Raw genomic sequence first — 14,055 nt, forward strand, 5'->3', positions numbered from 1 at the left:
CACCGACGGAGGAAATGGCATGAGTAAGTTCGCCCTGGAAGACGTACTCAGCGTTCACCACTGGAACGACACACTATTCAGCTTCCGCACCACTCGGGAACGCAGCCTGCGCTTCAAGACCGGCCAGTTCGTCATGATTGGCCTGGAAGTCGACGGCAAACCGCTGATGCGCGCTTACTCAATTGCCAGCCCCAACTACGAAGACCACCTCGAGTTCTTCAGCATCAAAGTGCCCGATGGCCCGCTCACGTCGCGCCTACAGCACCTGAAGGTCGGCGATCAGATCATGGTCAGCCGCAAACCGACCGGCACGCTGGTCACCGACGATCTACTGCCTGGCCGCAATCTCTATATGCTGTCGACCGGTACAGGCCTTGCGCCCTTCCTGAGCCTGATTCAGGACCCGGAAGTCTACGAGCGGTTCGAGAAAGTGGTCCTGGTTCACGGCGTGCGCGAAGTCTCGGAACTGGCCTACGCCGACTTTATCACTAAAGAGCTGCCTGCCCACGAGTACCTGGGTGAGGAAATCGCCGAGAAGCTGGTCTACTACCCCACCGTCACCCGTGAAGAGTTCCATACCATGGGTCGTCTGACCGACCATATTCGCACCGGCAAACTGTTTGAAGACACCGGCCTGCCAACCATCGACCCGCGCCAGGACCGCGCGATGATTTGCGGCAGCCCGGCCATGCTCGACGACACCAGCGCCATGCTCGACGAGCTGGGCCTGAATATCTCGCCGCGCATGGGCGAGCCGGGCGACTACGTCATCGAACGCGCTTTTGTCGAAAAATAACCCTCTCGGCGACTAACTCTCTCAACGACTTGCTATCTCAGCGACAAGTCGTTCAATAAAAACCCCCGCCACTCGGTGCGTAACAGCATCGCTTGGCGGGGGTTTCGTGTTCTGGCGCGCGGGGCGTTATACCGCGTCTTTACCGGTCTCGCCGGTACGGATACGAATCACTTGCTCAAGCGGCATGACGAAAATCTTGCCATCGCCGATCTTGCCGGTATTCGCTACCTGGGTAATCGCCTCGATGACCTGTTCGGTCATATCGTCGTCAACCGCGACTTCGAGCTTCACTTTGGGCAGAAAATCGACCACATATTCAGCGCCCCGGTATAGCTCGGTATGGCCCTTCTGACGACCAAAACCTTTGACTTCGGTGACGGTAATGCCCTGTACGCCAATGTCGGAGAGTGATTCGCGTACGTCATCAAGCTTGAATGGCTTGATAATGGCAGAGATTAGTTTCATTGCGAGATCCTCTAGCTGGGTAGCCATGATAATGAAAGATAACAAGCCTAGCGCGCTGCTCGTTATCCGTTACCTATCAGCATACACCGCTACCGGCGCAGAATAAAAAAAGCCTCCCCGGGAAGGGGAGGCCAGTAGCGAGCACTCGGGCTCTTCTGGTTGGCACCCAATAAGGTTGGGTGCCCGTCCAGTTATTTTTTGATACCGAATTCAGGGTAGGCTTCAAGACCGCACTCGGCGATATCGACGCCTTCATACTCGTCTTCTTCGCTGACACGAACACCCATGATGGCTTTCAGGATCAGCCACACGATCAGGCTGGCAATGAAGACCCAGGCGAAGATACCTACGATACCGATAAGCTGCGGGCCGAACGATGCGCCATCATTATTCAACGGCACGGCCAACACACCCCAGATACCCACGACACCATGAACGGAGATGGCACCGACCGGGTCGTCCAGTTTTACTTTATCCAGCGTGACGATAGCGGCCACTACGATCAGGCCACCGATTGCGCCGATAATTGTCGCGCCCAGCGCTGAAGGCGACAGCGGGTCAGCAGTAATCGCGACCAGGCCAGCCAGCGCGCCGTTAAGCGCCATGGTGAGGTCCGCTTTACGGAACCACAGTTTGGCAAGGATCAGCGCGGCGATCACACCACCGGCAGCCGCAGCGTTGGTATTCACGAACACCTGGGCGACGTTGTTGGCAGAATCGACCGCGGCCAGCTTCAATTCAGAGCCACCGTTAAAGCCGAACCAGCCCATCCACAGGATGAAGGTACCCAGCGTGGCCAGCGGCATATTGGCGCCGGGAATCGCATGGATAGAGCCATCTTTGCCGTACTTGCCCTTACGCGGACCCAGTACGATAACGCCTGCCAACGCGGCGGCGGCACCGGCCATGTGTACAATGCCCGAACCGGCGTAGTCAGAGTAGCCGACTTCGGCCAACCAGCCGCCGCCCCAGGTCCAGTAGCCAGACACCGGATAGATCACCGCGGTCATTACCACGGCGAATGCCAGGAAGGCCCACAGTTTCATGCGTTCAGCGACAGCACCCGAGACGATCGACATCGCGGTTGCCACAAACACAACCTGGAAGAAGAAGTCAGAACGCATGGAGTAGTATGGCGCGTCATCCCCGCCTGCGGTGACCGCATCCACGCTGTTCTCAGCGCCGATCAGGAAGCCCAGATTGGGCAGGAAGCCACCGGCGTTGCCGGAATACATGATGTAGTAGCCCACCAGCAGATACATGGTGCAGGCAATCGCAAACAGCGCAACGTTCTTGGTAAGAATTTCGGCGGTGTTTTTGGAACGCACCAGACCAGCTTCCAGCATGGAGAAGCCAGCGGCCATCCACATTACCAGCACACCGCAGATCAGAAAGTAAAACGTATCGAGCGCGTAGCTCAGATCAGCCAACTCATTCATTGTAAGTTCCCCGTTGAACTAAAGAAATGATCCGTAAAGCCAGGTTTAAACGGCGTCCGCACCGCGCTCACCCGTCCGAATCCGAATAACGTCCTCAAGCGGCGTGACAAATACCTTGCCGTCGCCGATCTTGCCGCTGTTGGCCGCGCTGCAAATCGCATCAAGCACGCTTTCGAGGCGGCCGTCGTCGACAGCGACCTCGACTTTTACCTTGGGCAAGAAATCGACCACGTATTCAGCGCCGCGGTATAGCTCGGTATGGCCTTTTTGACGGCCGAAGCCTTTGACTTCGGTGACGGTAATGCCCTGAACACCGTTGTCAGCAAGTGCTTCGCGGACGTCGTCGAGCTTGAATGGCTTGATAATGGCGGTGATGAGTTTCATCCCGAATCTCCCCTGCTGGATTAAGGAGCGGCCGAGCCGCCCAAAAAAAGTGCCTGCTCCACTAATGCGCATACCGTGCCATTTGATTTTTTTTACTTATTTTTCATATCTTTATATGTATAAAAATGCTGCGCATTGGCAAGCCATCGCCAGGAACACACGCTAACAAGCGGGGTATTGCACCAAAATTGAACAAAGATAAAACGCGAGCGCCCCACAATGGCGCATTGCCAAGGCGCACAAATTAGCCCAAGAAGCATGCGAATCCCGCCCGGGTTGCGTATCCTGATTATCAGATAGCCGTATCGAGACATTGACCGTTAGGAGAAAACCATGGCGCCTCAAGACCGTATTAGCCGTCTCGCCCAGCAAATTGGCGACCGTTTGCAGAACGCTTCCCAAGCGCCTGAAGATATCCAGAAGGGGGTTCATCAGGTGGTACGCGGGGCCTTCGACCGCCTGGAGCTGGTGTCCCGCGAGGACTTCGATATCTTGATGGACGTATTGCAGCGCACCCGCTCACGGGTAGAAGCGCTGGAACGCCAGGTCGCCAGTCTGGAAGCCGCTATCGATGCCAAAGAAGGGCCAACGAGCGAACCTACGACCAGCGAAAGCGACACCGTAAAAAACAGCCCAGAAATCCCTCGTGCCAAAGAACAGCGTTCTGAAGACCAATGTTCCGACGATCAGTGAGCGAGTCCTCGCCGCGCCAAAAAAAATGATAATCGTACGCATTGATGTTTTCGCGCCGCCTGCTACTGTGGCAGGCGGCGCTGACAAAAAAGCCCGCACAGTGTGCGGGCTTAGAAGTATCGAAACAAAGGCTCCGATTTAATAGCGCCAAGTGATATTGGCCATCACATGACGCGGAGCGCCGTAGAAGCTTTGGTCCCACTTAAGACTGGTGAGATACTTCTCGTCGGTGACGTTGTTAAGATTCAGCGAACCAGTTAACTGGTCGTTGAAATCATAGCTCGCCATCAAATCAACCAATGCGTAAGCATCTTGGCGTGTTTTGCCGTCAGCAAAATCGCGCTCGCGCTCAATAGCGTCCTGCCAGCGAACCCGGGCGCCCACTTGCAGTTGATCCATAACCGCGGGGCGGTAGCTGGTAGTAGCGCGCACCATGTGGCGTGGAATATACGTGTTGGTGGCTTCGCCCTCGGCATCCTCGATTTCAAGATAAGTATAACCGACGCTAGCCTGCCAGCCTGGCATTAGCTCGCCGGCAAGTGTCGCCTCAAAGCCTTCGCTTGAAATACCATCGGCACCCTCATAAATGTCTTGCGTGCCATTTTTTTCACCCGTTGGCTGAGCTACGTTGTCCTGCTCAGTACGAAATAGGGCGAATGCTGCATCAGCCCGCCCCTCAAACACGTCGGCCTTTAGGCCGATTTCATAGCTTGAGCCTTCGATCGGATCAATGAAGTCGCCGTTACGGTCGATCTCGGTCTGCGGGTTAAAAATCTCGGTGTAGCTGGCGTAGAGCGAGGCTTGATCTGTGACGTCGTAAATCAGTCCCGCGTAGGGCGTCAGCTCGTTGTCCACGTTAGTATCTTGAGAACTGCCATACTGTTCGCCGTTGGCGTCGGTCCAGCTCAAGCGAGCCCCCGTAACCGCCGTCCAGCGATCGGCCAGATCTAGTTTGGCAGCACTATAGAAACTGCGCTCCTTAATGGTAGCGTCGTTGGCAAAGTTGGGGGCACCGAAACTGGGAGTGGGATAATCGCCATTCCATTCATCTAGAGGGGGTAAATCCTGGGAAGCCGCGTCGTACAAAGAGCTCTGTTGATTACGACTTTCGCTCCAGTCTGTTCCAACAACAAGCTGATGGGTACGTCCGAGTGCTTCAATATCACCTTTGGCATGGAGGTCGACAACCCACTGCTCTAAGTGGCGATCGTACTTACTGAGAAAGAGTTGATCGCTATCAATCTGACCACTCGCCGCATCTGGCGTGCGATAGATATAGAACAGCTGCGTATCAGAAATCATATCCAGATGCGTGACAGTTCCTTTAAGAGACCAGTTTTCGTTCAATTCTTGCGCTAGCTCGACAAAACTGCGGTGCGTCTCCACATCCCAATAGGACCATTCGGGCGCTGATGAAGTACTACGATCATAATTGGTCAGGTTACCCGCCGAATCGTACAGGGGAAGTGACCCCCACATATTGCCGTCGGTATTATTGTCCTGCCAGGTATGCCCCAGCGTCAGCTGCGTGCTGTCGGTCACGTCTACTTCCACCACGCCGTAAAGCAGGCCCCGGTCGCGGCTAAGGCGGTCTAAGTAGGAGTCGGTCTGCATTCCCGAGGCCACCAATCGCCCGCGAACACGCCCTTCCGTATCCAGCGGGCCTGAAACATCCACGTCCAAGCGGCGCTGGTCCCATGACCCCAAAGTGCCCGATACAGACGCCTGAGGTTCCAAGGTTGGCCGTTTGCGAATAAAATTCACCGTGGCCGCCGGGTTTCCCGATCCGGACATTAGCCCTGTGGCACCCCGCACTACTTCGATACGGTCATAAATTGCGGTATCAATATCGCCATGGACATTGTTGTAGGGCATCGGCACACGCAGACCATCGACTTGGAAATTCGACAGCTCGAAGCCACGCGCAGAGTAGTAAGTTCGGTCGGTTTCCAAGCGCTCAACCGTCACACCAGGAGTGCTTTCAAGCGCGTCATTGATGGTATCTAACTTAAAATCATCCATCTGGGCACGCGTCACCGTCGACACGGACTGGGGTGTTTCACGGGGCGTCAGATCAAGCCGTGTGGCGGTGCTGGTGAGAGGCGTGCGGTAGCTTTCTGTGCCCTCGGTAACGACCGAAAGGGCTTCAGCCTGAACGGTCACTGTATCTAACTCGGCGGTACTTTCCTGCGCCAACAACGGCGCCGCACTAAGCGCAAAATAACCGGCAGCTGATGTACACAGTGCGTAGCGAATAGCATTCACCAGTGGCTTTCGCAGCGCGACGGATGAGGAGGAAGTGGACGCTAGGAGCAAAGGATGCAGCATGAGACAAAGGCCTCTGTTGATATCGTTATGGGAGGTTTAAGCGGGCGTTATAGTAATAAATATCATTAACAATTACAATGGTAATAATTCTCAAAAAACAGTAATATTGATAATATTTTTATTTGATTAGAATCTGACATTTTATTAACTCCCCGTCTCGCGAAATCGCTAAGCAAGAGAGGCACCATGTTTGAGCTCAACGCTGCTGGCTTTCGGGTTGCCGATACTCCACTGCTACACGCCGCTACCACCCCCTTTGCCCCTGGCCAAGTGTGCCGTTTAATCGAACATAGCGGCTCGAATAAGTACACGCAGTTAAAGCTGCTGGCGCGTCATCAGCACGTCTCTCAACAGGGGACCCGCGTTGCTAAGCGGCCGTTTAACGATGGGAGACAACGCGAGATCCTACAAGCGACCTACGGCAGCGACAGGCGTATCGTGCCCGACCCAACTTCTAAACACCTTATGGCAGTGGTAGTTTGATGCGCATTCCGTTACGCCCTTCACCCGCTTTTATGACGTACTTATTGTTGATATTGGCGGGTCCACAAAGCAGTTTGGCATCTTCGCAGGGGGCAACATTGGACTGGACGATTGCCGAGACCTTGCTGGCAATTGACGCGCCTGTCAGCAGCGTCGCTCAACAGAGTGACTACCATCAATGGGTGGGCGAACCGCACATACCCAAGAACACCACTGACATGGGTCTGCGCAGCCAGCCCAACCTGGAGCTGCTGGCACAGATGCAGCCCGAGCGAATCCTGATATCGCCCATGTTTGCCGGGTTAACGCCGCGCCTGGAGCGCATCGCGCCCGTCACCTCCGTTGAGCTTTACACACCCGGCAGCGACACCTGGCAGGAAATGCAAAGCATCACCGAGCAGATAGGCGAATTGGCCGACCGCGCACCTCAAGCGTCGCAACTGATCGAGCAGACGCATTCACTGATGGCCAGGCTGCGTGATGAACGCCCCGGCACAGCGCCGCTATTGATGATCCAGTTTATGGATGCCCGCCACGTGCGCGTGTTCGGTGATAACAGCCTCTACAATGCGGTACTGGACCAGCTTGATCTGCCCAATGCCTGGGATCAGGAGACCAACGCCTGGGGCTTTTCGCTGGTCGGCGTTGAAGAACTCGCTCGCTACCCGGACGCTACCTTGTTGATCGTTGACCCGCTGCCTACTGGCGTCGAGGCGCAACTCGCCGAAAGCGGCCTGTGGCAGCAGCTACCCAGCGTCAAGGACGACCGACTTTTACGCTTGCCGCCCGTGTGGAGCTTTGGCGCACTGCCCTCGGCGCAGCGCTTCGCCAGGGAGCTGGTCGCCGCGTTAAAAAATGCGCCCAAAGAAACGCTAAGCCCGGAGTGATAGCGCGCTATGCCGCATCGCGCATCCGGCTACTCACCCTCTGATAAATACGGTAGGTTAATAAGCATACGTTAATTAACTACCAGCGAGGGAACGCGCATGACGCTTGCCATTGTGGCGACACGGGCCGGGGTCGGCCTGGACGCACCGGCGGTGCACGTGGAGGTGCACCTGGCCAACGGCCTGCCCGGCTTGACGCTAGTTGGCCTGCCGGAAACCGCCGTCAAAGAAAGCCGCGAACGGGTGCGCAGCGCCCTGGTCAACGCCGGTTTTGACTTCCCCAATACCCGACGCATTACCCTTAACCTTGCTCCTGCCGATTTACCCAAAGAGGGCGGCCGTTTCGACTTGCCCATCGCGCTGGGTATCCTCGCCGCGTCGGGGCAGATTCCCGTGGACGCCCTCGAAGGCATGGAGTGCGCTGGCGAACTGGCGCTGGACGGTAAGCTGCGCGCGGTGCCTGGGATCCTGCCGTTTGCCCTAGCTACGCGCCGCGCCAAGAAAGCCCTGATTATTCCCCGCGCCTGCGCCGATGAAGCGGCGCTGGCGGGCGATTTGCCGGTGCTGCCCGCCGATACGCTATGGGAGGTCGTCGCCCATCTGCTCGACCAGGAAAAAATCCCGCCCCACCAGCTGCCAGCCTCAGTCAAAAGCCCAACGCCAATGGCCGACCTGGCCGACGTGCGTGGCCAACAGCAGGCCCGTCGCGCGCTGGAAGTCGCTGCTGCTGGCGGCCATAATCTGCTTTTCGCGGGTCCACCAGGTACCGGCAAGACCATGCTGGCCAGTCGCCTGCCCGGCATTTTGCCGCCACTCTCGGAAGAGGATGCCCTCGCCGTGGCAGCGGTGCGTTCAGTCTGCGGCCTGCCCCTGGAGGCCGACTGGGGCCAGCGGCCGTTCAGACAACCTCACCACAGCGCCAGCGCCGCCGCTTTGGTAGGCGGCGGCTCAAAACCCAAACCGGGCGAAATCTCGCTGGCGCACCACGGCGTGCTGTTTCTGGATGAGCTGCCGGAATTTTCCCGCAGCGTGCTGGAAGTTTTAAGGCAGCCGCTGGAGAGCGGAGGGGTGTATAATCAAACAATCATAAAGCAACAGAGCTATAAATATGAAAGCTATCGCATACGTTCGCTACTCGTCAGCAGTGCAAAGCAAGGGCGACAGCATCGACAGGCAGACAAGCCCCTTGGAAGCATTTGAAGCTCGTTTCAATGTAAAAATTGACGAAATATATACAGATGAAGCTGTTTCATCGTATACGGGCGATAACATAAAAAAGGGTCGTTTTTCAGAAATACTTGAAAAGATAGAAAGCGGAGAAATCGAAAAAGGCAGTTTTCTTATAGTTGAAAGCATCGACCGTATTAGTAGGCAGTCAATAGATATAACATCAGACATTTTATATAGCATATTAAACAAAGGAATAAATATATACACAACAAACGATGAAAGATTATATTCAAAAGAAGACGAAAACAGAGATTTAGAAAATTATCTAATGATTGGCTTAATTGCGAAACGTTCCCATGAAGAATCGAAAACAAAATCAAAAAGAAGGAAATCGGCTTGGAATAAAGCTAAAAGATTAGCAGAAGAACAAGGAAAAGTATTCTCCACGCAACAAAACACACCTTACGGTTTAGCTGTTATAAATGGAAAATTCGAGATAATAGAAGACGAAGCAAAAGAAATCAGATTTATTATTGAAAATCTAAAATATGAGGGTGTCAATTCAACAATTAAAAAAGTAAACGAATGGTCTAAAAGAAAATGGAAAGCAAATAATATCGGGCACTTTATGAAAAATCAATATATAAGAGGTGTATATAGAGCACAAAAGAGAGAAAACGGAAAGAAAGTTCACGAGCAATATATAGAAAATTACTACCCTGCCATAGTAAGCGAAACGGCTTTTTATGAAGCAAAAGAAGCAATGAAAAACAGAGAGACAAAAAAAGAGTATGGCAATAAAGCAAAAGGTAATTTAAACATATTTAAACATTGTATTAAATGTAGCGGATGTGGTTCAACAATGATTTTTATGAAGAATAGAAACCCACGAGGAGTATGGTATAGCTACTATGCTTGCGAAAGCAAAAAAGAAAAAAAGACAGGATGCGAAGACCAGTTTTTAAGAGCTGAATATGTCATTGCTTTATTTCTCGCAGAGTTAGAAATAAGACTACAATTTAAAGATGATGTTGATGAAAAAGACAAGTTAATATATGAAATTATGAGACCAGAAGAAAAACAAGAAGATAAGAAATTATTTAACGATAAAAATAACGAATTGCAAAAGAAAAAAGCAATATTAAAAAATCTGGAAAATACAGCCGAAGAATTAGAAGAAAACGCACCAACGTATATATTTAAGCAAATGGCAAAAGTAGAGCAAGAAGTAGAAATATTAAAAAATGAATTGAATAAAATTGAAATTAAAAAACTCGAATCGTTAAATATATACTCTTTTGACGAATTGAAAGAATTAGTTTATACAGAAGATGGACGATTAAAACTAAACAAGTTTTTGAAAGATAGAAGTATAAAAGTTTTCGTTGAATATATACGTAAAGAAAGAACAGTCGAGCAAAGTATTTATATAGATGATGAAAGATATTCAGTGAAAGCAAGAAAGTTTGAATTGCGAAATGATACTTTGCTTGAAAAATACGAGATGAAAAACCTAGCCGAATATATATAAAGTATAGCCCCCGAGGGGGCTATTATTAAGATGCCTTTTCGAACTCTTCTAAATCAGAGGAATAATATTCAACAACAAAATCTTTCATATCGTCGCTAGTCTTGTATATTTCAGGGTCAAGAAATGAATTGGGGAAATCATTAAAACGAGAAACAAGTTTCTCAAAATGCTTGAAGAATAAAGCTTCATCGTCTAGGTGTGTATCGTTATGTTTTAATTTGTTAATAAAAGCATCAATACCTTCTTTTCCATTTTCAGTTGCGACCTTCAAAAGCTCGCCTCTTTTGTTAGACTTTACGATTAAAGACCAATCCGAATATTGGAGGGAAGCGAGTAAATCAGCGGGATTGTCAGCCTCTGATGCATCGAGTTCGTCTTGCTGTTCGTCATCTAATTCTTCTAATCCAATCAGTCGCTTAAAGCCTGCGGAAAATGTAAGCTGTGCCTTTCCCTTTGTGCCTTGCAAATAGTCAAGGAATGTGTTAGAGTCCTTGGCCGATTTTGCGGAACCTGCTAAAATCTCGAAAGGTGTGCGACCGAACTTTTTACCCTGCTTGCTTGATGCTTTTGTTATTTCAGCATCAGCACCCCAGGAATCTTCCGTTCCTGCCTTGGTTATATAGTCGCTTTCGTGTGCTCTTGCGATGACATCGACGCCGTGTTTTAAAAAATTATCGTATTGATTGGTTCCAGCTTCATCGAGAAGACCAGCCTTTTGAAGAGCAGAGCCCCAATAACGGGCAAAAAAATCGGTCAATACGGTTTCTGTGGCTACATCGTCATTGTCTTTTATAAAATAAAGAACGTGTCTGTGTATATGCGGACCATTTAAACCGAATGTTATTTCTGTCGCTGTAATTTCACCGATATAACCGACATTTTGCTTAAACTCTTTATATTTTCTTTGTTCTTTCATAAATGCCATAGCATCTTGAAATTTAGGAAATAAAGTTTGAACAGTGTCCGCTTTGCTGTGTGGTGTCGTGAAAGTAATCATACAGACTTTTAAATCGCTTTTTAACAATTTAACAGTAGGCATAAACTGGCGACGTTTCTTTTTTTGAATAAAGCCATTTATATACTGCGAATCTTCGAATGCTCTGCGGTCGTGTTCTTCTTGTGCTATCTGTATAGCATCAGAACGTTCATCCGTGTTGTAAGCCCACTGGAAGGCTCTGGCGACCCTTTCAGCTCTTCTAGCTTGCATGATAGGGGCACAGACAGGACAAGCCCACGCACGAGCACAGACAATCAAACCGCCATAGTGGCTGGTGCCATGTTCTTTGGATTGTAATATAGATATATCGGAATCGCTTGAATAACGGGCAACGCGACACTTTGACACTTTGTGCCAATTTTGTGGGTATTTTAGACCTTCTTTTTTTCCCTGTATGTAGCAAACCTTGGAAGCCAAGTTCTGCAAATAATACCTTTCAACAATTTTTTCGTTCTTGTTTAACATTTTAAAACTCCTTTTTCTAAATGTTATATTTGTAGTTCTTTATCTAGATGGCCTATGTTTCGGTGTAAGTTCCTAGAAACAAACCCATGCTATTGAAAAACATTATATCACATTATTTATAATTAGCCTTAATGGATGACGCATTTCTCCATAAAGCAATCTAAAAAGCTGTCAGTAATTCCCTGCGGTTTGCGCCGTTGACATAACGAATAAAGCTCTTCAACAGCAGAATATGGAAAAAATCTCGTATCCATTTCTCTAAATTGCTCTAAGTTCGCTTGCTCTACTACTTTTGACCTTAATTCATCAGGTGCGACAATCGTCCATCGAATATCTCGAAGCGCAGGACCAATATCATAAAAACCCTTCATACGGTTCAACCCAGAAGTAACACCCGTGCTGTGCTCAACCTCCATCACTGCAGGCATTAGACGGCCATTTTTAAACCAAATACAGTCAATAAGTTTGGCTGCCTTGGCCGCACTGGGGTATGCCTGCAATACTTGTTCAGTTTGTAAGCTGTCAATGACATCTTTCATTTGAGCCACTCTTTGGCCACCGTATTCAATAGAACGGTCATTTGAAGCAATCCAAGTTCTGAAACCTAATTGTTGCCCTATTAAAATGAGAGCTATTTGTATTTGTGCATGACGCCGTTGTTGCTCAATATCCATTCCTGTTTCAGGCTCTTTAGCGTCTAGGCTTACACTACTCTCATATACTGCATCAACTACAACTTCTGATATTTGAATATTAACTTCTTTAAACTCTAACTGCGCGTTGCTGTGAGGTTCATTGGGCTCATAAATAATATGTTTATGCCCTGGCTTTACATTTTTAGTAGTGTTTAATTGTTCTATTCTTCCTGGCTTACACCAGTAAAAAAGTGGTGTATGGGCAACAAGAGACTCCAAAACAGAACGGCTGTTATAGCTACCTCCAAATATACGGTCTACATTTACTGGCTTACTTGGTAATATCGAATTAGCTAAACGCCATATCATTTGAGTAGAAATGCTATCTACTTTGGCATCTGCCAATGTCTCGTTTTTATGCGGTGTATAACGCTTAAACTCAACAGGCCCCTCTGGCAAATGAACATTATGAATAACGAACCTTGTTTTTGTTCCTGGGTTTACATACTGATATTCTCGGTCACGTGGTAGGTTGTTTATCTCTCTGACTAAGTTTTCGGCTGTTATCCGCATTTTTGGTCCCTAAATGTGCTTTTATGGATTTAGCTAATCCAAAGGATGCCAAAAATGGCACCCCATTTCCAACTGTTTTGAACATGTTGGACAGCGTCATTGTCGGGGGTAGCTTAAAGTCAGCAGGTGCTGATTGAATAGCTAACGCTTCGGCTACAGACAACCTTCTGGGCTTGTATGGGTGAAGATGAACCTCATTATTACCATACGCCGCAGTAGGGGAATACCGCCACCTATGCAGGCGTTTATAAGATTTTTTACTGTCGTCTCCTTCGTCAACCGTAAGGAACCTTGCCAAGCCAGCCCGAGGTGTGAAGCAATGTTTTCCATTAGGATGATTACTTACATTATTTTTCTTAAACCAATATTCAACTGTTAGTTCTTCCGGTAGACCAGCTGGGCAAGGATAAGAGTTTTCACTATCAAATAAATCAGTATCCGGCCATTCAAAGTTGAAAGCCGTTCTTTCTGGGAATACTCTACCGCTCCACTCAAATGTAGGCGCCAATTTTTTATCTTTAAAACCTAATAGAATAATTCTATCTCTGTCTTGTGGAGCGCCGTATTCAATAGAGTTTATGAGCTTTTCATGAAGCATATAACCAGATTTTTTTAGCTGATTTTTTAAATGGTCAAAAAACTCTCTATGCTTAGCTGTTCTATATAGCCCTTTCACATTCTCAAACAGAAAAAAATTAGGCTTACAATCACAAATTAAATCTACATATACTTGTGAAAGTTTACCATTTTCACCTTCTCTGCCTTTATTTTTACCACCAACAGAAAAGTCAGGGCATGGTGGGCCACCAATAAACCCCACTACAGAACCATCAACTGAACTTGATTTTAATTTATTTTTTAGCTCTGACGCTTTTATATCTTCAATACTTCTATCATCATACCCAAACATTGGCGTTTTAAAATCCATCCCTGCTCTGGCGTATTTATACGCCTCCATGAATGGTGTATGATATTCGTTAACATAAACAATGCTAAAACCAGCCTTCTCAAAGCCTAGGTCAAGAAACCCAGACCCTGAAAAAAAAGAAAAAATCTTGGGGCCAACTTCATTCATTGTTACGCCTCAGCTAAAATTAAAACTAGATGACTTTATGTTTTTCGAAAAAACATCGTTCTTGATTATTCGCGCGATTTTACCAAAAAAAACAGAAAAATGCATCCCCAAAATATTTAATTTTAAAAATTATT

General features: G+C 48.9%; 13 protein-coding genes. 6 read left to right on the forward strand and 7 right to left on the reverse strand.

Annotated elements, in window-relative coordinates:
• The first annotated feature begins 19 nt into the window (after positions 1-19).
• The gene (locus HXW73_RS16735) at positions 20-796 is read left to right on the forward strand and encodes a ferredoxin--NADP reductase (protein WP_186254159.1); all 777 of its coding nucleotides are present in this window, start codon (positions 20-22) and stop codon (positions 794-796) included.
• A 126-nt stretch (positions 797-922) separates the two neighbouring features.
• Here HXW73_RS16735 and glnK read toward each other — a convergent pair whose 3' ends face one another.
• The 3 genes from glnK to HXW73_RS16750 all read right to left on the reverse strand — a co-directional run bounded on the left by glnK (position 923) and on the right by HXW73_RS16750 (position 3,084).
• On the reverse strand, positions 923-1,261 hold the full coding sequence (glnK, locus tag HXW73_RS16740) for a P-II family nitrogen regulator (protein WP_186254160.1): 339 nt from the start codon (positions 1,259-1,261) through the stop codon (positions 923-925).
• Positions 1,262-1,452: 191 nt separating this feature from the next.
• On the reverse strand, positions 1,453-2,700 hold the full coding sequence (locus tag HXW73_RS16745) for an ammonium transporter (protein WP_186254161.1): 1,248 nt from the start codon (positions 2,698-2,700) through the stop codon (positions 1,453-1,455).
• A 45-nt stretch (positions 2,701-2,745) separates the two neighbouring features.
• Entirely contained in the window at positions 2,746-3,084 is a 339-nt protein-coding gene (locus tag HXW73_RS16750) for a P-II family nitrogen regulator (RefSeq protein ID WP_027337181.1), read from the reverse strand.
• Between the two features lie 333 nt (positions 3,085-3,417).
• Between HXW73_RS16750 and HXW73_RS16755 the strand changes: the two genes are divergently transcribed.
• Positions 3,418-3,777 (forward strand): accessory factor UbiK family protein, encoded by a 360-nt coding sequence (locus HXW73_RS16755; RefSeq protein WP_240538666.1) that lies wholly within the window; start codon positions 3,418-3,420, stop codon positions 3,775-3,777.
• 138 nt (positions 3,778-3,915) lie between these two features.
• Here HXW73_RS16755 and HXW73_RS16760 read toward each other — a convergent pair whose 3' ends face one another.
• On the reverse strand, positions 3,916-6,042 hold the full coding sequence (locus tag HXW73_RS16760) for a TonB-dependent siderophore receptor (protein WP_186254162.1): 2,127 nt from the start codon (positions 6,040-6,042) through the stop codon (positions 3,916-3,918).
• A 249-nt stretch (positions 6,043-6,291) separates the two neighbouring features.
• On the opposite strand from HXW73_RS16760, the gene HXW73_RS16765 reads away from it, so the two are divergent.
• The 4 genes from HXW73_RS16765 to HXW73_RS16780 all read left to right on the forward strand — a co-directional run bounded on the left by HXW73_RS16765 (position 6,292) and on the right by HXW73_RS16780 (position 10,176).
• Positions 6,292-6,588, forward strand: coding sequence for a hypothetical protein (locus HXW73_RS16765; protein ID WP_186254163.1), 297 nt, complete (start codon positions 6,292-6,294; stop codon positions 6,586-6,588).
• A 32-nt stretch (positions 6,589-6,620) separates the two neighbouring features.
• Positions 6,621-7,475: an ABC transporter substrate-binding protein gene (locus HXW73_RS16770; protein ID WP_186256066.1), complete on the forward strand. Its 855-nt coding sequence runs from the start codon at positions 6,621-6,623 to the stop codon at positions 7,473-7,475.
• A gap of 99 nt (positions 7,476-7,574) precedes the next feature.
• Positions 7,575-8,675, forward strand: a complete 1,101-nt coding sequence (locus tag HXW73_RS16775) for a YifB family Mg chelatase-like AAA ATPase (RefSeq protein WP_446718988.1) — start codon at positions 7,575-7,577, stop codon at positions 8,673-8,675.
• Entirely contained in the window at positions 8,584-10,176 is a 1,593-nt protein-coding gene (locus HXW73_RS16780; RefSeq protein ID WP_186254164.1) for a recombinase family protein, read from the forward strand. The genes HXW73_RS16775 and HXW73_RS16780 overlap by 92 nt, the downstream gene beginning before the upstream one ends.
• Before the next feature lie 25 nt (positions 10,177-10,201).
• Here the strand turns inward: HXW73_RS16780 and HXW73_RS16785 are convergent, their stop codons facing one another.
• From HXW73_RS16785 to HXW73_RS16795, 3 genes are all read right to left on the reverse strand, one after another.
• Positions 10,202-11,638 carry a hypothetical protein gene (locus HXW73_RS16785; RefSeq protein WP_186254165.1) on the reverse strand — a complete coding sequence of 479 codons (1,437 nt, stop codon included), beginning with the start codon at positions 11,636-11,638 and terminating at the stop codon, positions 10,202-10,204.
• Positions 11,639-11,766: 128 nt separating this feature from the next.
• Positions 11,767-12,846, reverse strand: a complete 1,080-nt coding sequence (locus HXW73_RS16790) for a restriction endonuclease (RefSeq protein WP_186254166.1) — start codon at positions 12,844-12,846, stop codon at positions 11,767-11,769.
• Positions 12,794-13,921 carry a DNA cytosine methyltransferase gene (locus HXW73_RS16795; RefSeq protein WP_186254167.1) on the reverse strand — a complete coding sequence of 376 codons (1,128 nt, stop codon included), beginning with the start codon at positions 13,919-13,921 and terminating at the stop codon, positions 12,794-12,796. Before HXW73_RS16795 ends, HXW73_RS16790 begins: the two co-directional genes overlap by 53 nt.
• Positions 13,922-14,055: the final 134 nt, after the last annotated feature.

Source organism: Halomonas sp. SH5A2 (assembly GCF_014263395.1).
Taxonomy (GTDB): Bacteria; Pseudomonadota; Gammaproteobacteria; order Pseudomonadales; family Halomonadaceae; genus Vreelandella.

What these genes read in the sequence shown, in the direction of transcription:
- HXW73_RS16735 (WP_186254159.1), top strand. Translation starts at nt 20, where the DNA reads ATGAGTAAGTTCGCCCTGGAAGACGTACTCAGCGTTCACCACTGGAAC.
- glnK (WP_186254160.1), bottom strand. Translation starts at nt 1,261, where the DNA reads ATGAAACTAATCTCTGCCATTATCAAGCCATTCAAGCTTGATGACGTA.
- HXW73_RS16745 (WP_186254161.1), bottom strand. Translation starts at nt 2,700, where the DNA reads ATGAATGAGTTGGCTGATCTGAGCTACGCGCTCGATACGTTTTACTTT.
- HXW73_RS16750 (WP_027337181.1), bottom strand. Translation starts at nt 3,084, where the DNA reads ATGAAACTCATCACCGCCATTATCAAGCCATTCAAGCTCGACGACGTC.
- HXW73_RS16755 (WP_240538666.1), top strand. Translation starts at nt 3,418, where the DNA reads ATGGCGCCTCAAGACCGTATTAGCCGTCTCGCCCAGCAAATTGGCGAC.
- HXW73_RS16765 (WP_186254163.1), top strand. Translation starts at nt 6,292, where the DNA reads ATGTTTGAGCTCAACGCTGCTGGCTTTCGGGTTGCCGATACTCCACTG.
- HXW73_RS16770 (WP_186256066.1), top strand. Translation starts at nt 6,621, where the DNA reads ATGACGTACTTATTGTTGATATTGGCGGGTCCACAAAGCAGTTTGGCA.
- HXW73_RS16775 (WP_446718988.1), top strand. Translation starts at nt 7,575, where the DNA reads ATGACGCTTGCCATTGTGGCGACACGGGCCGGGGTCGGCCTGGACGCA.
- HXW73_RS16780 (WP_186254164.1), top strand. Translation starts at nt 8,584, where the DNA reads ATGAAAGCTATCGCATACGTTCGCTACTCGTCAGCAGTGCAAAGCAAG.
- HXW73_RS16785 (WP_186254165.1), bottom strand. Translation starts at nt 11,638, where the DNA reads ATGTTAAACAAGAACGAAAAAATTGTTGAAAGGTATTATTTGCAGAAC.
- HXW73_RS16790 (WP_186254166.1), bottom strand. Translation starts at nt 12,846, where the DNA reads ATGCGGATAACAGCCGAAAACTTAGTCAGAGAGATAAACAACCTACCA.
- HXW73_RS16795 (WP_186254167.1), bottom strand. Translation starts at nt 13,921, where the DNA reads ATGAATGAAGTTGGCCCCAAGATTTTTTCTTTTTTTTCAGGGTCTGGG.